Annotated in this window: 22 protein-coding genes; 6 read left to right on the top strand and 16 right to left on the bottom strand. The window is 62.6% G+C overall.

Annotation, left to right across the window (positions count from 1 at the left end):
• Positions 1 to 31: 31 nt before the first annotated feature.
• The 5 genes from JYG36_RS05755 to colR form a co-directional block, all read right to left on the bottom strand.
• Positions 32 to 259, bottom strand: a complete 228-nt coding sequence (locus tag JYG36_RS05755) for a hypothetical protein (protein ID WP_045197388.1) — start codon at positions 257 to 259, stop codon at positions 32 to 34.
• Entirely contained in the window at positions 259 to 972 is a 714-nt protein-coding gene (locus tag JYG36_RS05750; RefSeq protein ID WP_093379857.1) for a lipopolysaccharide kinase InaA family protein, read from the bottom strand. Before JYG36_RS05750 ends, JYG36_RS05755 begins: the two co-directional genes overlap by 1 nt.
• Before the next feature lie 7 nt (positions 973 to 979).
• Positions 980 to 1,660 carry a class I SAM-dependent methyltransferase gene (locus JYG36_RS05745; RefSeq protein WP_045197385.1) on the bottom strand — a complete coding sequence of 227 codons (681 nt, stop codon included), beginning with the start codon at positions 1,658 to 1,660 and terminating at the stop codon, positions 980 to 982.
• 137 nt (positions 1,661 to 1,797) lie between these two features.
• Positions 1,798 to 3,093 carry a sensor histidine kinase gene (locus JYG36_RS05740; protein ID WP_045197383.1) on the bottom strand — a complete coding sequence of 432 codons (1,296 nt, stop codon included), beginning with the start codon at positions 3,091 to 3,093 and terminating at the stop codon, positions 1,798 to 1,800.
• A complete protein-coding gene (gene colR, locus JYG36_RS05735; RefSeq protein ID WP_045197381.1) occupies positions 3,083 to 3,766 on the bottom strand; it encodes a two-component system response regulator ColR in 684 nt (227 codons plus the stop codon). Before colR ends, JYG36_RS05740 begins: the two co-directional genes overlap by 11 nt.
• Positions 3,767 to 3,954: 188 nt before the next feature.
• Here colR and JYG36_RS05730 point away from each other — a divergent pair, with 188 nt between their 5' ends.
• Complete coding sequence (locus JYG36_RS05730; RefSeq protein ID WP_213603344.1) at positions 3,955 to 4,683, top strand: phosphatase PAP2 family protein; 729 nt, start codon at positions 3,955 to 3,957, stop codon at positions 4,681 to 4,683.
• A 62-nt stretch (positions 4,684 to 4,745) separates the two neighbouring features.
• Here the strand turns inward: JYG36_RS05730 and groL are convergent, their stop codons facing one another.
• The 5 genes from groL to JYG36_RS05705 all read right to left on the bottom strand — a co-directional run bounded on the left by groL (position 4,746) and on the right by JYG36_RS05705 (position 9,409).
• A complete protein-coding gene (groL, locus tag JYG36_RS05725) occupies positions 4,746 to 6,398 on the bottom strand; it encodes a chaperonin GroEL (protein ID WP_045197377.1) in 1,653 nt (550 codons plus the stop codon).
• 47 nt (positions 6,399 to 6,445) lie between these two features.
• Positions 6,446 to 6,739 (bottom strand): co-chaperone GroES, encoded by a 294-nt coding sequence (locus JYG36_RS05720; RefSeq protein WP_003260750.1) that lies wholly within the window; start codon positions 6,737 to 6,739, stop codon positions 6,446 to 6,448.
• Between the two features lie 257 nt (positions 6,740 to 6,996).
• Entirely contained in the window at positions 6,997 to 7,497 is a 501-nt protein-coding gene (locus JYG36_RS05715; RefSeq protein ID WP_045197374.1) for an FxsA family protein, read from the bottom strand.
• 64 nt (positions 7,498 to 7,561) lie between these two features.
• Entirely contained in the window at positions 7,562 to 8,293 is a 732-nt protein-coding gene (locus JYG36_RS05710; RefSeq protein WP_093379850.1) for a HugZ family pyridoxamine 5'-phosphate oxidase, read from the bottom strand.
• 108 nt (positions 8,294 to 8,401) lie between these two features.
• Complete coding sequence (locus JYG36_RS05705; protein ID WP_045197889.1) at positions 8,402 to 9,409, bottom strand: DUF481 domain-containing protein; 1,008 nt, start codon at positions 9,407 to 9,409, stop codon at positions 8,402 to 8,404.
• A 152-nt stretch (positions 9,410 to 9,561) separates the two neighbouring features.
• On the opposite strand from JYG36_RS05705, the gene JYG36_RS05700 reads away from it, so the two are divergent.
• Together JYG36_RS05700 and JYG36_RS05695 are read left to right on the top strand one after the other, a co-directional pair.
• A complete protein-coding gene (locus JYG36_RS05700) occupies positions 9,562 to 9,915 on the top strand; it encodes an MGMT family protein (protein ID WP_213603342.1) in 354 nt (117 codons plus the stop codon).
• Between the two features lie 43 nt (positions 9,916 to 9,958).
• On the top strand, positions 9,959 to 11,500 hold the full coding sequence (locus JYG36_RS05695; protein WP_045197368.1) for an AmpG family muropeptide MFS transporter: 1,542 nt from the start codon (positions 9,959 to 9,961) through the stop codon (positions 11,498 to 11,500).
• A 24-nt stretch (positions 11,501 to 11,524) separates the two neighbouring features.
• Here JYG36_RS05695 and JYG36_RS05690 read toward each other — a convergent pair whose 3' ends face one another.
• From JYG36_RS05690 to JYG36_RS05680, 3 genes are all read right to left on the bottom strand, one after another.
• Positions 11,525 to 12,775, bottom strand: coding sequence for an MFS transporter (locus JYG36_RS05690; RefSeq protein ID WP_213603340.1), 1,251 nt, complete (start codon positions 12,773 to 12,775; stop codon positions 11,525 to 11,527).
• Between the two features lie 166 nt (positions 12,776 to 12,941).
• A complete protein-coding gene (locus JYG36_RS05685) occupies positions 12,942 to 13,784 on the bottom strand; it encodes a mechanosensitive ion channel family protein (RefSeq protein ID WP_045197365.1) in 843 nt (280 codons plus the stop codon).
• A gap of 116 nt (positions 13,785 to 13,900) precedes the next feature.
• Entirely contained in the window at positions 13,901 to 14,386 is a 486-nt protein-coding gene (locus JYG36_RS05680) for a YajQ family cyclic di-GMP-binding protein (RefSeq protein WP_045197363.1), read from the bottom strand.
• Positions 14,387 to 14,499: 113 nt separating this feature from the next.
• On the opposite strand from JYG36_RS05680, the gene JYG36_RS05675 reads away from it, so the two are divergent.
• From JYG36_RS05675 to JYG36_RS05665, 3 genes are read left to right on the top strand one after another with little or no spacing between them, the layout of a single operon-like run.
• Positions 14,500 to 15,417, top strand: a complete 918-nt coding sequence (locus tag JYG36_RS05675) for a putative 2-dehydropantoate 2-reductase (protein WP_213603338.1) — start codon at positions 14,500 to 14,502, stop codon at positions 15,415 to 15,417.
• Positions 15,418 to 15,468: 51 nt separating this feature from the next.
• A complete protein-coding gene (locus JYG36_RS05670; protein ID WP_213603336.1) occupies positions 15,469 to 17,481 on the top strand; it encodes a sensor histidine kinase in 2,013 nt (670 codons plus the stop codon).
• A 2-nt stretch (positions 17,482 to 17,483) separates the two neighbouring features.
• The gene (locus tag JYG36_RS05665; RefSeq protein ID WP_093379841.1) at positions 17,484 to 18,044 is read left to right on the top strand and encodes a cob(I)yrinic acid a,c-diamide adenosyltransferase; all 561 of its coding nucleotides are present in this window, start codon (positions 17,484 to 17,486) and stop codon (positions 18,042 to 18,044) included.
• Positions 18,045 to 18,116: 72 nt separating this feature from the next.
• Here JYG36_RS05665 and JYG36_RS05660 read toward each other — a convergent pair whose 3' ends face one another.
• The 3 genes from JYG36_RS05660 to argJ all read right to left on the bottom strand — a co-directional run bounded on the left by JYG36_RS05660 (position 18,117) and on the right by argJ (position 20,989).
• The gene (locus tag JYG36_RS05660) at positions 18,117 to 19,061 is read right to left on the bottom strand and encodes a Nudix family hydrolase (protein ID WP_195884958.1); all 945 of its coding nucleotides are present in this window, start codon (positions 19,059 to 19,061) and stop codon (positions 18,117 to 18,119) included.
• Entirely contained in the window at positions 19,058 to 19,690 is a 633-nt protein-coding gene (locus JYG36_RS05655; RefSeq protein ID WP_093379836.1) for a glutathione S-transferase, read from the bottom strand. The genes JYG36_RS05660 and JYG36_RS05655 overlap by 4 nt, the downstream gene beginning before the upstream one ends.
• Before the next feature lie 81 nt (positions 19,691 to 19,771).
• Entirely contained in the window at positions 19,772 to 20,989 is a 1,218-nt protein-coding gene (gene argJ / locus JYG36_RS05650; protein ID WP_045197349.1) for a bifunctional glutamate N-acetyltransferase/amino-acid acetyltransferase ArgJ, read from the bottom strand.
• Positions 20,990 to 21,089: the final 100 nt, after the last annotated feature.

Below are 21,089 nucleotides of genomic sequence, written 5' to 3'. Positions count from 1 at the left end.
CGAGGCCTTTGCCCGAACGCCTTGCAAGGTTTCAGCCGCTGGCGCGTACGCCCTGGCTCAACCCGAACAGCAACAACAGCAGATCGTGATCGGGTTTGGCATCGACCTGGGGCTTGACCACCCGGGGCAACGGACATTGCGCACCGGCGTCGACCTTGCTGACTATTTGCGGGCGTGGCTCTTCCCACGCGGCCACGGCGACAGTTGCCACGCCCAGCGCCATCAGCAGGAACACACCTCGAGCTATTTCTAGTTTCATTACTCTAAACCTTTGACAGCGCTGCCAAACGCCATCTGGTAAAAATAGAGCAGTTTTTGCCACTCTGCGTCAGTGAAAGACGAATGGCGGCGCAATTGTTTAAGGTCATTGGCGGCAGCGCGCTGGCAACTGATGCGCCGGCGGCATTTTTCCAGGTCCAGCAATGCCACCTCGGCCCTGGCTTCGGCGCCCTCGCCGACGACCTTGACGAACACGTGCTTGCCATACAGGCAACCATGCTGCCAGTGACCACGGTGCATACGCACCAGGTTCTGCGCCAGGTCCAGCAGGACCCGCTCGTGCAATGCCGGGTGATAGCGCTCACGGGCGCCGGCAGCGAACCAGCTGTCGATGTCCTCGAAACCTTCCAGCGCCTCGCTGACCAGCAACGCGCGCCACTGGTGCTCGGCATCGCGCTCGACGCCGCAATAGACGATATGCGGCACCCGCACGCCAAGCTGCTCGAAACTGTTCAGGGCCTCGTACTCACGGAGCACGGTGGGCCGGCCGAAGGGGTGCAAAAGGCTGCGGTAGATATGGCCGATCTGACGCTTGGCATAGAACGTATGGCCCGTGTCGTCGCTCAGGCGTTGTACACCACTCTCGCCGCCGCGACGCTGATTGGGCTCCTCGACCCATTCACCCTGCTGCTGCCAGAAATGATCGAACTGATCCTTGTTCGTCGTTGCTGCTGCTGTGCGCTCAAACCCCATGCCCCGCTCACCCCTTACGCAATAGATAGACTCGCCACATGGCATAGAACGGCAAGAAGTCCAATCGTTCCTGAATGCGGAACCCTGCGGCTTCGAATTCTTCTTCAACCGTAGCAGCTGGTAACACAAAACGATTCTGGTAACTGCCCTGCCCGCTTTCGGCGTAACGCCGTTGCTCGAGCTTTTTGCGCCGCCAGGCTTTGAAGTTGCCATCCACCCACAGCGAAACGATCACGCTGTCGCGGGTAACTCGTTGAAATTCCGAGAGTAATGTCTTGCGATGGGCGGCTTCACCGATGTGATGCATCAGCCGCATGCAAAAAATACTGTCGACCGAGTTATCCGGTAAATCGATGGCGAAGGCAGATGTCTGCAAGGTACGTACCCGTTCCACCACATGGGCCGGCTGCGAGGCGCGTGCAGTTTCGAGCATGGCTTCGGAGTTGTCGGCGCCGATGATCACCCGGTTGGGTTTTTCTGCCAGCAACGGCCAGAAACGCCCGGCGCCGCACGGCAGGTCGAGGACCAGCCCGGGCTCGCCAGCCAGCGCCAGGGCGCGACGGGCCAGTTGCTCGTCACGCTGGTGGGACATCCGCCGCGCCAGGCCATCCTGGTGCTTGAGGAAGTATTCCTGGGCGTGCTGCTGGTCGTACTTTTCCGAAAACTCGAGTTTGATAGGGCTACGCATTGTGCATCTCCTGACTCCAATGCACTCACCTTAGGCAGGCAAGCGTTGGCGTCAGGTCATGCTGGTGTGAAAAATTTGTTAGTTTTCACGGTAAAGGTTTCAACAAATTACAAACTTTCACACCGGCCAATGCCCTGTTACCCCTCGAGCGGCCGCTCGGGTGCCAGGCTCAGGTCGACATGGAAGCGGCAGCCATGGGGCACCATAGCGCTAAGGCTGACCGACCAGCCCTGATCGTCACAGATCCGCTGCACCAGCGACAAACCCAGGCCCAGGCCTTCGCCACGCCGTTCGTCGCCGCGCACGAACGGCCGGAACATGGCTTCGCGCTGCTCTTCGGGAATCCCCACGCCACTGTCCTCGACCAGAAACCCGGCAGGCTCCAGGGTCAGGCGGATAAAGCCTTGGTCGGTGTAGTGCGCGGCGTTGCGCAGCAGGTTGCCCATCACCGCCTGCAGAAAGGTGGCGTTGTACAAGGTCGAGGTTGCGGCCTTGGGGTCGTACAGCAAGGTCAGGCCTTTCTGCTCGATGGTGTCGCGCCAGACGCCAATCAGGTCATCGGCGACTTCCTTCATGGTTGCCTGCGAGGCCACTGCGCCTTCGTCGCGCTGGGCACGGGCAAGCATCAGGAAGGTTTTCACCAGTTCCTGCATCTCTTCAGTGGCGCGGGCGATACGTTCGACCTGGGAGCGCGCCCGGGGCTCCATGTTGGGGTTGACCAGCAACAGCTCGCAGGAGCTGGCCAGCACCATCAGCGGCGTGCGCAGCTCGTGGCTGACGTCGCTGGTAAACAGGCGTTCACGGGTCAGAGCATCGCGCAGACGCCCAAGGGTGTCGTCGAAGGCCACCGCCAGCTGGCCGACTTCATCCGCGGCGTAATCTGGTGCCAAAGGTGGTGCCAGGCCGAGCAACTGGTCGCGGTGACGAACCTGGCGCGCCAGGCGGATCACCGGCGCCATAACCCGGCGGGCCAGAACCCAGCCGAGGAACACTGCCAGCGCCAGGCTCAACACGAAGCCGACCACCACGACGGCGAACAGCACCCGCTCGCGTTCTTCGAAATCGCTCTGGTCCTGGAGCAGGACATAGCGCCGGCCATCAACGATTTCGACCATCGCGTGGTAGGACAAGTCTTCGCGAAACACTTCGTGAAAGCCTCGTTCGAGATGGCGCAAATCCTTGGGCAGTTCGAATTCGTCGCGCCCGCCGCTGAAATAGAACAGTTGGTCCGGCCGTGGCCGGTGGCTCCAGTCGCCGACGCTGTCCATGCGCAGCAAGCGCTGCAGATCGCCGCCCAGTACCGCGGAAATCAGCCGCTCTTCGACCAGGTGCACGGTGGCAACAATGCCAAAGGCAAACGCCCCGGCCACCAGTGCGCTCATCAGGGCAAAAGCAATGATGATGCGCTGGGCAAGGCTCTGTCTAAACTCCATCACGGCCCTCGGCCAGACGATAGCCGACGCCGTGGACGGTATGCAGCAGGGGTTTTTCGAAGGGTTTGTCGATCACCTGGCGCAACTGGTGAACATGGCTGCGCAGGCTGTCGCTGTCCGGGCAGTCATCGCCCCACAGCGCCTCTTCGAGCACTTCGCGGCGCAGTACGTGCGGGCTCTTCTGCATCAGCACAGCCAGCAGCTTGAGGCCCACCGGGTTGAGTTTGAGCAGCTTGCCTTCGCGGGTCACTTCCAGGGTGTCCAGGTCGTAGATCAGGTCGCTGATCTGCAAGGTCCGGCGACCGCCGCCCTGGGCCCGGCGCAGTACTGCCTCGATGCGCGCGGCCAGCTCCGACAGCGCGAACGGCTTGAGCAGGTAATCGTCAGCGCCAGAACGAAAACCCTGCAAGCGGTCATCGAGCTGGTCTCGGGCGGTGAGCATGATCACCGGGGTATCACGCCGGGCATCTTCGCGCAGACGCTTGCACAGGGTGTAGCCGTCGATGCCGGGCAGCATGATGTCGAGCACGATCAGGTCGTAGTGCTCGGTAGCGGCCAGGTGCAGGCCGGACAGGCCATCCTGGGCACAATCCACCGTGTAGCCCTTCAGGCCCAGGTAGTCGGCCAGGTTGGCCAGGATATCGCGGTTGTCTTCAACCAGTAGAATTCGCATTGGGGTGTCTCCGGTCCGACGCTTTTGCCTGCTTGGCAGGCGCAGCTTAAGGCCATCAGCGCCGCCAGGCTAGGTCGGCGCGACTTTATTGCAGGTTAACGTTTTTTTCACCGAGCCTTCACGGACAGGTGATGGCGGCTGCCCGAGAATTGCCGGTCGGACTCCCCTTTGACCTGCCTGGACTTGCCATGTCACTACCCGCCTACTCCCGTCCGCTGAATTTCTGGATCGCCCTGGGCATTCCCGCCATTACCGCAATCATATTGATCCTGCTGGAACTGACCTCGCTGGACATGGACCTGGCCAAGCTGGCGTTCGATCCGGTAGCCGGGCAGTTCATCGGCCGGCACAGCTATTTTCTCGAAGATATCCTGCACGACCGGGCCAAACAGGCGGTAATCGCCCTCGGTTTGCTGGCGATTGTCGCCTTCGCCGTGAGTTTCTTCTGGTCGCGGCTGTTCAGCTGGCGGCGGGAACTGGGTTGCCTGGTGCTGGCCATGGGTTTGTCGACCAGCTTTGTCACCCCGGTCAAGGCAGTAACTGCGGTGCAGTGCCCGTGGAGCCTGAGCGAGTTTGGTGGCAAGGAAACCTACAGCGAGCTGCTCAGCCCGCGCCCGGCTACCGACAAGCCCGGACGCTGCTGGCCAGGCGGCCATGCGGCAACCGGTTTTACCCTGTTTGCACTGTTTTTTGTTTTGCGTGATCGGCGCCCGCGCCTGGCCAGGGCCGCGCTGGTATTCGCCTTTGGCCTGGGTACGCTGTTTTCGGTGGGGCGCATGCTGCAGGGCGCGCACTTCTTTTCGCACAACGTATGGACGGCGGTGTTTTGCTGGCTGATCAGCCTTGGCTGTTACTACTGGGTGCTGTACCGCCGGCCGGTTGAGGTCAAGCAGGACGCGCTGGTGCCTGCAAAGTAAAAACGCAGGCATAAAAAAGCCCCGCACAAGGCGGGGCTTTTTATCGAGCGGGTAAGGCTGGCTTACATCATGCCGCCCATGCCACCCATACCACCCATGCCGCCCATGTCTGGCATGCCGCCGCCAGCACCAGCTTCCACTGGAGCGTCAGCAACCATGGCTTCGGTGGTGATCATCAGACCGCCAATCGAAGCTGCAGCTTGCAGGGCCGAACGGGTTACCTTGGCAGGGTCGAGGATACCCATCTCGATCATGTCGCCGTACTCGCCGGTCGCAGCGTTGTAACCGAAGTTGCCGGAACCTTGCTTGACCTTGTCGACAACCACGCTTGGCTCGTCGCCGGCGTTGGCAACGATCTGACGCAGTGGCGCTTCAACAGCGCGACGCAGCAGCTGAATACCGACGTTCTGGTCTTCGTTGTCGCCTTTGAGCTCGGAGATAGCTTGCAGCGAGCGAACCAGGGCAACACCACCGCCAGGCACCACGCCTTCTTCGACGGCTGCACGGGTAGCGTGCAGGGCGTCTTCAACGCGGGCTTTCTTCTCTTTCATTTCGACTTCGGTGCCAGCACCGACCTTGATCACGGCAACACCGCCAGCCAGCTTGGCCAGACGCTCTTGCAGTTTTTCACGGTCGTAGTCCGAGGAAGTCTCGGCAACCTGAGCGCGGATCTGGGTGATGCGCGCTTCGATATCGCCTTGAACACCAGCGCCGTCGACGATGATGGTGTTTTCCTTGGACAGGGTCACACGCTTGGCGTTACCCAGGTGCTCCAGGGTAGCGGATTCCAGGCTCAGGCCGATTTCTTCGGAGATCACGGTACCGCCGGTCAGGACGGCGATGTCCTGCAGCATGGCCTTGCGGCGGTCGCCGAAGCCAGGGGCCTTGACTGCAGCAACCTTGACGATGCCGCGCATGTTGTTGACCACCAGGGTGGCCAGCGCTTCGCCTTCGACGTCTTCAGCCACGATCAGCAGCGGACGGCCGGCCTTGGCAACGGCTTCCAGAACTGGCAGCAGTTCGCGGATGTTGGAGATTTTCTTGTCAACCAGCAGCAGCAGCGGGCCATCCAGCTCGGCGACCATGGTGTCTGGCTTGTTGACGAAGTAAGGGGACAGGTAGCCGCGGTCGAACTGCATGCCTTCTACGACCGACAGTTCGTTTTCCAGGCCCGAGCCTTCTTCGACGGTAATCACGCCTTCTTTACCGACTTTTTCCATGGCTTCGGCGATGATGTCACCGATGGAGTTGTCGGAGTTGGCCGAGATGGTGCCGACCTGAGCGATGGCCTTGGAGTCGGCGCATGGCTTGGACAGGGACTTCAGCTCTTTGACGATGGCGATGGTGGCTTTGTCGATACCACGCTTGAGGTCCATCGGGTTCATGCCGGCAGCAACGGCTTTCAGGCCTTCGCTGACAATGGCCTGAGCCAGAACGGTAGCGGTGGTGGTGCCGTCACCAGCTTCGTCGTTGGCCTTGGAGGCAACGTCTTTCAGCAGCTGGGCGCCCATGTTTTCAAAGGCGTCTTTGAGCTCGATTTCTTTGGCAACCGACACACCGTCTTTGGTGATGGTTGGAGCGCCGAAGCTCTTGGCCAGAACAACGTTACGGCCTTTCGGGCCCAGGGTGGCTTTTACAGCGTCAGCCAGAACGTTGACACCAACGAGCATTTTCTTACGGGCGGAGTCGCCGAATTTTACGTCTTTAGCAGCCATGATCGTTTAATCCTTGAATACTTTGGAGTAACGGGAAACCAGCGGAATCAGCCTTCGATGACAGCGAGAATTTCGTTCTCAGCCATCACCAGCAGGTCTTCGCCGTCAACTTTCACAGTGTTGCTGCCCGAGTAAGGGCCGAAAACCACCTTGTCACCCACTTTCACGGCCAGCGCACGCACTTCACCGTTGTCCAGGATGCGACCGGTACCTACAGCGACGACTTCGCCACGGTTAGGTTTTTCAGCGGCCGAACCTGGCAGAACGATACCGCCAGCGGTTTTCGATTCTTCTTCGCTGCGACGGATAACGACGCGGTCATGCAGAGGACGAAGCTTCATTGTCGATCTCTCCTAATTGTGGTTTTCATCGGCCGGTATCGACACCGGCGGGTTGATGCTTGCGGCGTAGCCGCTCGTAGCCCGCGGGGCGGACCACACATGTAATGTCTGGTGCAAATCACCAGAAACCTTGCGGTGACCCATACATGAGGTCGCCAAGAGCAATTACAAGGCTTGGCTGTGAAAATTTTTAGCGATCGGCGCTGCACAAAGCAAAACGGCCCCGATAGGGGCCGTTGGCAAAGCACAGGTAACCTTTACAAGTCCCGTGGATTGCGCAGGTTAGGCTGAGCAGGATCTTCACGACCGACCACTTCACCTTCGATCACCGTTGGCTGGTGGCCACCGGGCTGGCCCGGCCGCGCCATGAACGGATCATCGCCAAAGGCGCGCTGGCGCATGGCCTGGGCCTCGGCGCGCTCGCGCATCTTGCGCCCGAGCAGGCGACGGGTGAACGGCAGCAGGCAGACCAGGCCGATCACGTCACTGATGAAGCCGGGCAACAGCAGCAGGCCGCCACCGAGCGCCAGCATCAGGCCGTGGAACATGTCCTCGGCCGGCAGCTCGCCGCGCTGCAGGCTCTCGCGGGCACGCAGGGCGGTGGCCAGGCCCGCCACCCGCACCACCAGCACGCCCAGGGCGGAGCCGGCGATGATCAGCAGCAGCGCGGGAAAGAAGCCGATCGCGGTGCTGACCTTGAAAAACACATACAGCTCCAGCACCGGAAAAATCAGAAACAGCAATAGAAAAGCACGCATCAACGGTTCCTCTGCGCAAGATGTCCTTGCAGTAGACCTTTAATGGATGCGATCCCTCGCCATTTCAAGCCTCGGCGGCTTGCCGTTGAGGCCATTGATCGGCGCGGGCCAGAAAAACCAGGGCTTCGCGCACTTGTATCGGCGTATTGCAAGGCGCTGCGAACGGCAACCAGTGCAGGGCCTGGCCAATGCGCAGGTGCATGCCCTCGCTGTCGATGCCGACCATCTGCGCCGCCGCGCCCTGGGGCAGGCCGCTGAGCTGGACGTAGTGCTCGATGGCGTTGGCGTGATCGCTGTTCATGTGCTCGATCATGCTCTGTTCGGCCTTGCCGGCAAAGGGGTTGGCCAGGTTCAGGTGATCGATCCAGTGGATTGCGCCGAAGCCGCCGATGTAGCGATGGCGCACCGGCTTGAGCACCCAGAAGTCGAAATCGTGGGCTTTATGGTAGTTGGCCGATTCGGGGAAGTAACGGTAATAGCGCTCGGCAGCGGCTTCGACTGCCTCGGTCTCGACCAGCTGTTGCGCCTCGGCCAGCACGGTCAGGCGGCCCACCGCCTGGACGTCCTCGGCGTCGCGCTCGCCCACCAGCAACGAGCACTTGGGGTCTTTTTGCAGGTTGTGGGTGTGCTGGGCAATGCGGCTGATCAGGATCAGCGGATTGCCGTCGGCATCCAGGCAATAGGGCACCACCGATCCGAACGGAAAGCCCGGCATCGATTTGGAATGGGTCGACAGCACCCCGCGGTATTCCTTGAGCAGCAGCTCCCGTGCCTGTGTTGCGGCTTTAGCGCTCACTGTATGACTCCCCGCTCGATAATCGTCGTAATGCCGAGCGTGCATGCGCGCACGCCCAGGCTAGTTAACCGACAAAATAATCATTATCGCTCGGTGTTGCCAGCGTGCTTACCAGGCCACACCGAAACCTGCGGTATAGCGGGTCTTGTCCAGGTCGCTGTCGCGGGTGCCGCTGATGATGTCTTTCTCGGCCTTGAGGTTGAGCGAGGCCCACTCGGTAACCTTGTAGCGCAGGCCGACCTCGGCATCCAGAGCGTACTCGGCGACGCCGCCCAGCGGTTTGCCGACTTCGCCGTTGGTGAAGAACTCGACGCGCTTGCCAATCAGGTAGCGGTTGTAGTCCCACTTCATGGCCAGCGAGTAGAAGTTGTCCTTGCCGCCGTCGGCGTATTCATAGTCGGTACGGTTGACCAGCGAACCGAGCGAGAACGCGCCCAGTTCGTCATCCCAGAACTGGTAGCCCGGGCCGGTACCCACGGTGCGCTGGCGGGCGAGGTCTTCGATGTGGTCACGCTTGTATTCCAGACGGCCCTGCCAGAACCACTTCTCGGTGATGAAGCGGTCCAGCGCGTATTCGGCGCTCCAGTTGTTGGTGGTGGTGACCTCGTCCTTGCTTTCGCGGTTGTATTCGCCTTCGGCCTGATGGCGCCAGCGGCCGTGACGGGCGGTGGTCTTGAAGTCGATGTCGTAGTCGTCGCTGTCGGTTTCGGCGCGCTTATAGTCCATGGCCAGGTCGACATTGCCCTTCCACGACAGGTCCTCGACCACAGGCTTTGGCTTCATGATCTGCTGGATGCTGGCCAGTTCGACAGTCTTGGGGGCCTCGCCGTTGGCCAGAACGACCTTGCCGTCTTCGGCAGCCTGCAGCGACTTGGCTTTTTCGCCGCTGTAGGCGTCTTGCTTGACCAGCAACTCCTGATCGCTTTCCAGGGTCTGCACCTGCTTCCAGTCCAGGGCGATGGAGCCGCCATAAGGCGTTTCGAGCAACAGTTTGCCGCCATCGAAAACCTTGATCTTGCCGCTCAGCTTGTCACCGTTTTTCATCCACACGGTGTCGGCAAGGGCGGGGGAACAGGCAGCAGCGAGGGCAACGCACAACAAGGCTCTAGGAAACATAAGCGGCAACGGACTCGGGTTCGCGAAAAAAGTCGGGCATTATCCAGATACCCGCCATCAGAGCAAGGACTGACCTGCCCCATGTCGATGAGTTCAATTCTTATTTGCTCGAACAAACCTGCGCGTGCAGCGCGCAATAAGCGAATCCCGCGATGAACGGGATTCCCGGCGATCCGACCGAAAGCGCCGAAGCCCGACGAATGGCACTCTACCTGGTGCTTGGCCAGGTGCCCGCGGGCAAGGTGATCAGCTACGGCGAACTGGCGCAACTGGCAGGTTTAGGCCGCGCAGCGCGCTGGGTCGGGCGTACCCTCAGCCAGTTGCCCAGCGATACCCAGTTGCCCTGGCACCGGGTGCTGGGCGCCGGCGGACGCCTGAGCCTGGCCCAGGGCACCCCTTCAGGCGATGAACAGCGGGCCCGGCTGCGCGCAGAAGGCATCACCTTGCACAATAATCGTGTGGATATGTTGCGCCATGGCTGGCGCCCGATGGAGCACAGCGGTTAGAGTGCGCGCTTTGTTTTCGTAAACTTGAGGCAGATGTTGGCCCATGCCCCGTAAAACCTGGCGCGCTGCGCTCGCTGCCTATGCCAGCCCGTCGACACTGGTGCTGTTGTTGCTCGGCTTTGCCGCCGGCCTGCCTTACATGCTGGTGTTTTCGACCCTGTCGGTATGGCTGCGCGAGGCCGGCGTGGCCCGTGAAACCATCGGCTATGCCAGCCTGATCGGCCTGGCCTATGCCTTCAAATGGGTGTGGTCGCCGCTGCTCGACCAATGGCGCCTGCCGTTGCTCGGCAAACTCGGGCGCCGCCGCTCCTGGCTGGTGCTGTCGCAAATCCTGGTGGTTATCGGCCTGATCGGCATGGGCTTCTGCGACCCGCAAAAGCACCTGTCCTGGCTGATTGCCCTGGCGGTGCTGGTGGCCTTTGCCTCGGCCACCCAGGACATTGCTGTCGACGCCTACCGCCTGGAAATCGCCGATGACCAGCGCCAGGCCGCGCTGGCCGCCAGCTACATGGCCGGCTACCGGGTTGCCGCGCTGCTGGCTACCGCCGGTGCCTTGTTCTTCGCCGAAGGCTTCGGCTCCACCGGCTTCAGCTACCTGCACAAGGCCTGGACCGGCACCTACGTGCTGTTCGGCGTGATGATGCTGCCGGCGCTGATCACCACCCTGCTGATGCGCGAACCGCCGGTGCCACTGCGCACCCAGCTGTCGGCGGCGCGCTACGGCCTGGCCCACCAGCTGGTGTCGGTGTTCGTGCTGATCATCCTGCTGGTGTCGGTACCGGCTACCTTCACCCAGCTGTACAACACCGATTTCGCCAGCGTGCTGTTCGAAGGCGTGAGCCTGCTCGACTTGCTGCTCGAAGACCGCGCCTTCCTGCGCGCAATCCTCTATATCACCCTCACCGCCCTGTGCCTGTCGTCCATGGGCCGCCGCGGCCTGGCACCGGTGCTGACGCCGGTCAACGACTTCATCACCCGCTATCGCTGGCAGGCCCTGCTGCTGCTCGGGTTGATCGCCACCTACCGGATGTCCGACACGGTGATGGGCGTAATGGCCAACGTGTTCTACATCGACCAGGGCTTCACCAAGGACCAGATCGCCAGCGTCAGCAAGATCTTCGGCCTGATCATGACCCTGGTGGGTGCCGGTTTCGGCGGCTTGCTGATTGTGCGCTTCGGCATCTTGCCGATCCTGTTCATCGGCGGCGTGGCGTCGGCGGCGACCAACATCCTGTTCCTGATGCTCGCCGACATGGGCGCCAACCTGCAGATGCTGATCGTCACCATCTCGCTGGACAACTTCAGCTCGGGCCTGGCCACCTCGGCGTTTGTCGCCTACCTGTCGAGCCTGACCAACCTGAAGTTCTCGGCGACCCAGTACGCCCTGCTCAGCTCGATCATGCTGCTGTTGCCGCGGCTGATCGGCGGCTATTCAGGGGTCATGGTCGAGAAGTTCGGCTACCACGACTTCTTCCTGATCACCGCCCTGCTTGGCGTGCCGACCCTGATCCTGATCGCCCTGCAATGGCGTCAGGAGCGCGGCAAGCCAGAGCCGGTCGAGCACCAGGTTGCAGAACGCCCCTGAACCGCGCTGAGGCTATCGCCGGGATTACTCCGGGATAGCCTCTGGCAGGTTGCTGGAAGCGCTCAGAACGACCCTCAGCGGCCATAGCGCAAGAATCCCTGCAGCGCCCGCCGCCAGGGCGAAGTGCACCAGGCTGGCGCCAGCACCGAGCATCGCCAGCAACGCCCCGCCAAGGCCCAGCAGGGCAATGGTGATCATCCCCAGCATCGCCGACACCAGGCCCTTGCTCTGCTCGCTGGAAAACAGCGTCATGCGGTACAGCACCGCGTTGGCGATGCCCAGGCCCAGAGCGTACACCGACAGGCCGGCCACCAGGCTCAGCACCGAAGGCAGCAGCCAGGTGCCCAGCATCATGCCCAGCAAACCGATCAGAAACGGCCACAGCGCCCGCCGTACCAGGGTAGTCAGCGCGTAGCGATCGGCGATGCGGTTGATGATCAGGTTGCCGAGGATCAACCCGCCGAACACTGGCAATTGCCACAGGGCGTAATCCAGGGTGCTCAGGCCCTCGTCATGGATCAGCAGCACCGGCGACAGGCCGATCCAGCCGATCAGCGGCAAGCCGACCAGGCCCAGGGCGGCACTGCCGGCGACAAAGCGGCGGTTGGCCAATAGTTGCCCGTAGCCGGCCAGCAACGGCAACAAGTGGATCGGCTGGAACGCCAGGCGCGAGCCGTCGCGGCGCTCGACGCCAAGGGTTTCCGGCATGAACCGGTACAGGGCAAACCAGGCCAGCACCGCCGCCGCGCCGAACAGCACGAACAGCCAGCGCCAGGACACCCACTCCAGCAGCAGGGTGCCGACCAATGGCCCGAGCAGCGGCGAGAGCAAGGCAATATTGGCCAGCAAGGCCATCATCCGCACCGCGTCGGCCTCGCTGAACGCCTCGTTGAGCGCCGGGTAGCTGACGGTCACGACAAAGCCCAGGCCGATGCCCTGCAGCAGGCGCAGCAGGTTGAACAACTCGATGCCCTGCACCCAGAAGGTAGCGATGCAGGCCAGGCAGAAGAACGCGCAGCCACCCAGCAGCAGCGGTCGCCGCCCGTAACGGTCGGCCAGCGGGCCGATCAGCCATTGCAGGACAACGCCGCCAAGCAGGTAGAGGTTCAGCGCGTGGGGAATGAATTCGGGGCTGGCGTTCAGGTCACCGACCACCACCGGCATCGCCGGCATTACCACGTCACTGGCGAGGTAAGTGAGCAGTTCGAACAGCGCCAGGGTCATGGCGAAACAAAACGCCCGCAACGGCGTGATGTTGATCAGGGGGGTAAGCATGATAAGACCAGGCAAACAGAAGTAAGCGAGCCTATATGCCAGAAAGCACCGGGCGCAGGTAGCGCGAAGACGTGAACAAGTGTAATGACTGCTGAAAGCATCGCGGGGCAAGCCCGTTCCTGCAGCATTGTGCAGGAGCGGGCTTGCCCCGCGATGGCCTCGGTCGTTACTGCACCGCCGCTTCCTGCACCACGCGGATCACCCGCTGCGGAAAGGGAATGTCGATGCCTTCGGCCTTGAGGCGGTCACGGGCATGCTCGTTGAGCATGAACAGCACGTCCCAGTAGTCGGCGGTGTTGACCCAGATGCGCAACGATACCGTAATCGAGCTGTCGCCCAGGGTCGAAATCACTGCCTGTGGCGCCGGGTCCTGGTGCACCCGCGGGTCCTGGGCCAGTTCCAGCAGCACGTTGCGGGCCTTTTGCAGGTCGGCGTCGTAGTCCACGCCCACATCGAACACCACCTTGCGCGTCGGCTGGCGGTTGGTGTTGGTGATGATGCCGTTGGACAGGCTGCCATTAGGCAGGATCACGGTCTTGTTGTCGCCGGTGCGCAGCACGGTGTGGAAGATCTGGATGCTGTCGACGGTACCCGCAACCCCCTGGGCTTCGATCCAGTCACCGATGCGGAACGGGCGGAACAGCAAAATCAATACGCCACCGGCGAAGTTGGCCAGGCTGCCCTGCAGCGCCAGGCCGATGGCCAGGCCTGCGGCACCGATGGCGGCGACGAAGGAGGTGGTTTCGATGCCGATCATCGAAGCCACGCTGACAATCAGCAGGATCTTCAGGATGATGTTGGCCAGGCTGCTGATGAAGCCTTGCAGGGCCTGGTCGGCATTGCGCAGGGCCAGCAGTTTGCCCAGGCGGAAAGTGACTTTGTTGATCAGCCACCAGCCGATGGCCAGGGTCAGCAGCGCCAGCAACAGGCGGCTGCCGTATTCCATGATCAGCGGAAGCCAGGTTTGCGAAGCCTTGACCAACTGGTCGACCTCAGCGTTGAAATCCATCGTATGTTCTCCTGATGCCGAGCGGCAAAGAGCTGAAAAAGACCTGCCGCAAACGTTTCAGCGGCACCTCGGCCCTCGGACGCCAAAAAGGCGCCAAGGTTCCGGGCTCCGCGACTTCAGTCGCGGAAATTGTTGAACTGCAGGGGCATGCCGAACTCTTTGGCGCGCAGGGCGGCGATCGCTTCTTGCAGGTCGTCGCGCTTCTTGCCGGTGACGCGCACCTGCTCGCCCTGGATGGCGGCCTGGACCTTGAGCTTGGCGTCCTTGATGTGGGCGACGATCTTCTTCGCCAGTTCTTTATCGATACCCTCTTTGAGCACCGCTTCCTGCTTCATGACCTTGCCCGAAGCGAAGGCGTCCTTCACTTCCAGGCACTGCACGTCGATCTTGCGCTTGACCAGGGCCAGCTTGAGGATCTCGATCATCGCTTCGAGCTGGAACTCGGCCTCGGCGGTCAGGTTGACGGTCAGTTCCTTTTCCTTGAACTCGAAGCTGCCCTTGCCCTTGAGGTCATAGCGACGGTCCAGGTCCTTGACCGCGTTTTCCACGGCGTTGGTGACTTCGTGCTTGTCCAGTTCCGATACCACGTCGAACGACGGCATACCTTTTCTCCAAAAAATAAAGGCACCCTCGCGGCTCTGCTGAAAGAGCGCGATGGAGCGCGCAGGGTTTGACGGTTAAAATACCGGATCATTATAACGGTTGCGAAACGCTGATGAGCAGCACCTGGCATATTCTCGGCGCCGGCAGTCTGGGCAGCCTCTGGGCCTGCCGGCTGGCCCGCGCCGGCAAACCGGTCCGGCTGATCCTGCGCGACAAGGCGCGGCTGCAGGCCTATGAAGCCGCAGGCGGCCTGACCCTGGTTGAACAGGGCAAGGCGCAGTTACAGGCGATCCCCGCACAACTGGCCGACGACCACACGCCGATCCACCGCTTGCTGGTGGCCTGCAAGGCCTACGACGCCGAACAGGCGGTGGCGCAACTGGCGCCGCGCCTGGCTAAAGATGCCGAGCTGATCCTGCTGCAGAACGGTCTGGGCAGCCAGGAAGCGGTGGCCAACCGCGTACCCCACGCCCGCTGCGTGTCCGCCTCGAGCACCGAAGGCGCGTTCCGCGAGCAGGACTGGCAGGTGAATTTCGCCGGGCACGGCTTCAACTGGCTGGGCGATCCGGCCAACCCCGGCGCCCCGGACTGGCTCGATGACCTGAGCGAAGCCGGCATTCCCCACCAGTGGACCCCGGACATCCTCACCCGCCTGTGGCGCAAGCTGGCGCTCAATTGTGCGATCAACCCGCTGACCGTGCTGCATGACTGTCGCAATGGCGGCCTGCAGGCGCATCAGTGCGAAGTCGCGACCCTGTGCGCCGAACTTGCCGAGCTGCTGCAATACTGCGGCCAGCCGCAAGCGGCCGAGGGCCTGGTCGATGAAGTGGAACGGGTGATCCATGCCACGGCGGCCAACTACTCTTCCATGTACCAGGATGTTCGCCACGGCCGGCGCACCGAAATCCACTACCTGCTCGGCCATGCCTGCCGCACCGCCAGCCGCCACGGCCGGCAGCTGCCGCACCTGGAACGGCTGTACCGGCGCCTGGTCGAACACCTGAACACGCGCGGATTGCCCAGCGACTGAGCACGGCGCTACCCTGCCCCTTCACCTACAGACCGGGACTACGCCTTTCACATGACTTTGCGCGAACGCCTGGAGAACCTGCCGGTCGGCCAGAAGTTGCTGGCCGCCCTGCTGGTGCTGCTGATCACTATCCTGCTGGTGGCCAACCTGACTTTTATCAGCGCCGCCTACTGGATTTCCCAGGAGAGCATGGCCCCGCAGGCCCTGCAGACCATTGGCCGGCTGGTGTCCAACCCGCAACTGGCACAACAGGCCAGCGATTCGCCGGAGGCCGCCAAGGCCCTGCTCAAGGAACTCGACAGCTACACCCCGCTGCGCGCCGCCGCCCTGTACGGCAGCGACGGCAAGATACTTGCGCAATTGCAGCACGGCGAAGCCCTGCCGTTGCCCAAGCGCTACCGCAACATCGACAACTGGCGCCTGACCGAATTTCGCAGCACGCAACTGGTGAGCCTGCCGCGCGCGGGCGGCCCGCCCGGCCATCTGCTGCTGGTGGCCAGCAGCGAGCTGCCGATGGCCTTCTACACCGGCACCCTGACCGCCAGCCTGGGCATCCTGGTGTTCAGCATCCTGCTGTGGATGATCATCGCCCGGCAGATCAAACGCCTGATCACCCAGCCGATCTACCAGCTTGAAGAACTCTCGCGCCAGGTCACCCGCGAAGAAAACTACGCCCTGCGCGCCAAGCGCGGCAACGATGACGAGATCGGCAGCCTGGCCGACGCCTTCAACACCATGCTCTCGCGCATCGAAGCCCGCGAGCAGCAGCTCAAGCGCACCCGCGACGAATTCCAGGACGCCTACGACCAGGCCCAGGGCCTGGCCGAAGAAACCCGTCATACCAACCGCAAGCTGGAGCTGGAAGTCCAGGTGCGCAGCAAGATCGAGAAAAAACTCACCGGTTTTCAGAACTATCTCAACAGCATCATCGACTCCATGCCCTCGGCGCTGATCGCCCTCGATGAGCAGCTCTATGTCACCCAGTGGAACCAGGAAGCCAGTGCGCTCTCTGGAACGCCGCTAGACGAAGCGCTGAACCAGCCGATCTTCCTTGCCTTCGAACCCCTCAAGCCGTTTTTGCCGCAGCTCAAGGAGAGCGTCGAGAAGCACCGGGTGGCGAAGATCGAGCGGGTAACCTGGACCAAGGACGACGACGCCCGCCACTATGCCCTGACCTTTTACCCGCTGATGGGCGGTGGCGGCCGCGGCGTGGTGATCCGCATCGACGACATCACCCAGCGCCTGTCGCTGGAAGAGATGATGGTGCAGTCGGAGAAGATGCTCTCGGTCGGCGGCCTGGCGGCGGGCATGGCCCACGAGATCAACAACCCGCTGGGCGCCATCCTGCACAACGTGCAGAACATTCGCCGGCGGCTATCGCCGGACCTTGCCAGGAACCTCGAACAGGCCGACGAGATCGGCATCGACCTGCCGACCGTCAACCGCTACCTGCAAAGCCGCGAAGTGCCGCAGTTGCTCGACGGCATCCAGCAGGCCGGCGCCCGCGCGGCAAAAATAGTGACCCACATGCTCAGCTTCAGCCGGCGCAGCAACCGCCAGTTGGCGCCTTGCGATTTGCCAGCGCTGATCGACCAGGCGGTGGAAATTGCCGGCAACGACTTTGACCTGACCATCGGCTTCGACTTCAAGGGCCAGGCCATCGTCCGCCAGTTCGACCCCAACCTGGGCCCGGTGCCGTGCACCGCCAACGAACTGGAACAGGTGTTGCTCAACCTGCTGAAAAACGCCGCCCAGGCCATTCACCTGCGCCACGACGACAGTGAGCCCGGGCGCATCACCCTGCGCACCCGGCTCAACCCGCCGTGGGCGGAGATCCAGGTCGAGGACAACGGCATCGGCATGCCCGAAGCGGTGCGCAAACGCACCTTCGAGCCGTTCTTCACCACCAAGGAAATCGGCCAGGGCACGGGCCTGGGCCTGTCGGTGTCGTATTTCATCATCACCAACAATCACAAGGGGCAGATGGAAGTGCAATCGGCACCGGGCCAGGGTACTTGCTTCACCTTGCGCCTGCCGCTTGCCCCAAGCAAAACGGAGTCTTGAGCATGGGTTTTCGTTTGTCGAAGATTTACACCCGCACCGGCGACAAAGGTGAAACCGGGCTGGGCGATGGCCGCCGCGTGCCAAAGGACCATCCGCGAATCGAAGCGATTGGCGAGGTCGACAGCCTCAACAGCCAGTTGGGCCTGTTACTGGCCGGGTTGGCCGAACAGCGGCTGGATGAGCTCACTGAGGTACTCGCACCTTGTCAGCACCGGCTGTTCGATCTGGGCGGGGAACTGGCGATGCCGGCGTATCAAGCACTGAACAGCGCTGAAGTGGAGCGCCTGGAGGCGGCGATCGACCGCTGGAACGAAGAGCTGGGGCCGCTGGAGAACTTCATTCTGCCCAGTGGTTCGGCGCTGATCGCCCAGGCCCACGTGTGCCGCAGCCTGGCCCGCAGTGCCGAGCGGCGCTGCCAGCAGTTGAACAGCATCGAGCCGCTGGCCGGGGTGGGCCTGGCGTATATCAATCGGTTGTCGGATTTGCTGTTTGTCGCGGCACGCTTGATAGCACGGCGTCAGGGAGTGGCCGAGGTGTTGTGGCAGGCTGCGGCCAAACCCTGAGGGCCTCATCGCGGGTCAAGCCCGCTCCTACAGGTGGCGATCCTGTAGGAGCGGACTTGCCCCGCGATCAATTCAGAGCTCAGGCCAGAACGCGCGGATCCCCGCCACACCCTGAGCGCCATGCTGCCAGGCCTTTTCCTGCTCGGCAGCGCCCACGCCACCAAGCAGATATACAGGCTTGCTGAAGCCTTCGATCAGTTGCTGCGCCTGCTCCCAGCCCAATGGCACGGCATCCGGATGGGTCTGGGTCGCCTGCACCGGTGACAGGGTGACGAAATCCACGCCCATCTGCTCGGCCAGTGCCAGTTCTTCAGCGTTATGACACGACGCCGCCAGCCAGCGCTGCCTGGGGAACGGCCGGCCTTTGCTGGCGTACTTGCGCAGCTGCTCAGAGGTCAGGTGCCAACCGGCCGCCGGGAAGTCGCCCAGCCATTCCAGCGGGCCCTTGAGCATCAACTGCGCCTTGCCCGCGCACAGACCGACCGCATCTACCGCGACATCGCGGTATTTGGGGTCGTACATGTTCGGCGCACGTAGTTGTACCAGCTTGATTCCGTCGGCAATGGCCTTCTGGATGCCTCGCAACATCTGCGGGACTTCCAGCCCCTCGGGAGTAATCAGGTATTGCCCCGGCAAACGCGCGGCGGCAACGATTGGCTGGTTGGCTTCAGGGAAGTCGTAGTCCGGCAACTCCCGCGCAGTCACCCAGGCCAGCGGCTGGCCTTCGGCGCCATGGGGTTCGCCGCTAAAGCCGTTAACGTCCCAGACATCCAGCAGTACCTGTTTGTCCGGGTAATCGTGCTTGACCTTGATCAGCGGCCGCGCCGCAGTGACAACGATGCCCAGCTCTTCATGAAGCTCACGAGCCAGGGCCACTTCGACCGCTTCGCCGTCTTCGACCTTGCCACCGGGAAATTCCCACAGGCCGCCCTGGTGCTGGCTGTCAGCGCGGCGGGCAATCAGGATGCGTCCGTCGGTGCCGCGGATGACCGCGGCGGCTACATGCACACGTTTCACCCTTCACGCTCCGCCAGGCCAGCTTGTTGCCAGGCCTGGAAGGCTGGCCACTGGTAGATGGTCTCGATATAGGCCGCCGCATCTGCCGGCACTTCGACCCGGTAGGTGCGCAGGCGCACGGCGATCGGGGCAAAGAAGGCGTCGGCCAGGCTCAGGCTGCCGAACAGGTAAGGGCCAGCCTCTTTGGCTGCCAGGCGGCATTCGGACCACAGCGCGACGATGCGGTCGATATCGACCTGCACGTCCAGCGGCATGCTTTCCAGCGCTTGATCGCGAGACAGGTCGAACGGCATGTTGCCACGCAGGGCGAAGAAGCCGCTGTGCATCTGTGCGCAAGCCGAACGGGCCTGGGCACGGGCAGCGACGTCGGTAGGCCAGAGGTTGGCTTGCGGGTGACGCTCGGCCAGGTATTCGGCAATCGCCAGGGAGTCGGCAATCACCCCGTGCTCGCTTTTGAGCAGCGGTACCTTGGCAGTGGGCGAATGCTCGAGCAGGCGCTGGCGGGTGTCAGGCTGGTTGAGCTTGATCAGGGTTTCATCGTAAGTAGCACCGGCCAGCTCAAGGGCCAGGGCGGCGCGCAGCGACCAGGAGGAGTACAGCTTGTCGCCGATGATCAGGTGGTAGCTCATGGTTCGGCTCCATCAGGGGCTTTTCGCGGGTCAAGCCCGCTCCTACAGGTTTGGTAGGAGCGGGCTTGCCCGGCGATGAGGTTAAGTACGGTATTCAGCGTTGATTTTCACGTACTCGTGGGACAGGTCGGTGGTCCAGATGGTTTCGCTGCACTGGCCACGGCCCAGCTCGATACGGATGGTGATTTCTTCACGGGCCATGACTGCCGAGCCCTGGGCTTCGGTGTAGCTGGCGCTGCGCCCGCCCTGGCTGGCGATGCACACATCACCCAGGTAGACGTCGATCAGGCTGACGTCCAGGTCCGGTACACCGGCCCGGCCGACCGCGGCGAGGATCCGGCCCCAGTTCGGGTCGGAGGCGAACAGTGCGGTCTTGATCAGCGGCGAGTGAGCCACGGCATAGCCGACGTCCAGGCACTCCTGATGGTTGCCGCCGCCGTTGACTTCAACAGTGACGAATTTGGTCGCACCTTCGCCGTCGCGGACGATGGCCTGGGCGACTTCCATGCACACTTCGAACACGGCTTTTTTCAGCGCTTCGAACAGCGGGCCACTGGCTTCGCTGACTTCGGCGACATCGGCCTTGCCGGTGGCAATCAGCATGCAGCAGTCGTTGGTGGAGGTATCGCCGTCGATGGTAATTCGGTTGAACGACTTGTTGGCGCCGTCGAGGATCAGGTCCTTGAGCACCGCCGGGGCCACCTTGGCGTCGGTGGCGATGTAACCGAGCATGGTCGCCATGTTCGGGCGGATCATGCCCGCGCCTTTGCTGATGCCGGTGACGGTGATGGTCACGCCGTCATGCTGGAACTGGCGGCTGGCGCCTTTAGGCAGGGTGTCGGTGGTCATGATGCCGGTGGCGGCAGCGGCCCAGTTGTTTTCCGACAAGTCATCGATGGCTGCCTGCAGGGCGCCTTCGATCTTCTCGACCGGCAGCGGCTCGCCGATCACGCCGGTGGAGAATGGCAGCACGGCACTGGCGTCGACGCCAGTCAGCTCGGCCAGCTTGGCGCAGGTGCGCTCGGCCGCAGCCAGGCCTGGCGCGCCGGTGCCGGCGTTGGCGTTGCCGGTGTTGGTCAGCAGGTAGCGCACGGTACCCTGTACGCGCTGTTTGGCGAGGATCACCGGGGCGGCGCAAAAGGCGTTCAGGGTAAACACGCCGGCGACGCTGGAGCCTTCGGCGCAGCGCATTACCACCACGTCCTTGCGCCCGGGGCGCTTGATGCCCGCAGAGGCGATGCCGAGTTCGAAACCTGGAACCGGGTGCAACGTTGGCAAAGGACCAAGACCAACAGCCATGAAAGCGCTCCTAGAAAAAAGGCACCGGGACGAGATTACCGGCGCTTGAGATGGAACAACGCCGCGACGGTCAGGACCAGTCGCGGCGCGGTGTTCAGAT

This window comes from Pseudomonas sp. SORT22, assembly GCF_018417635.1.
Classification (GTDB): domain Bacteria; phylum Pseudomonadota; class Gammaproteobacteria; order Pseudomonadales; family Pseudomonadaceae; genus Aquipseudomonas.
This window is presented reverse-complemented; position numbering and strand designations above follow the sequence as displayed.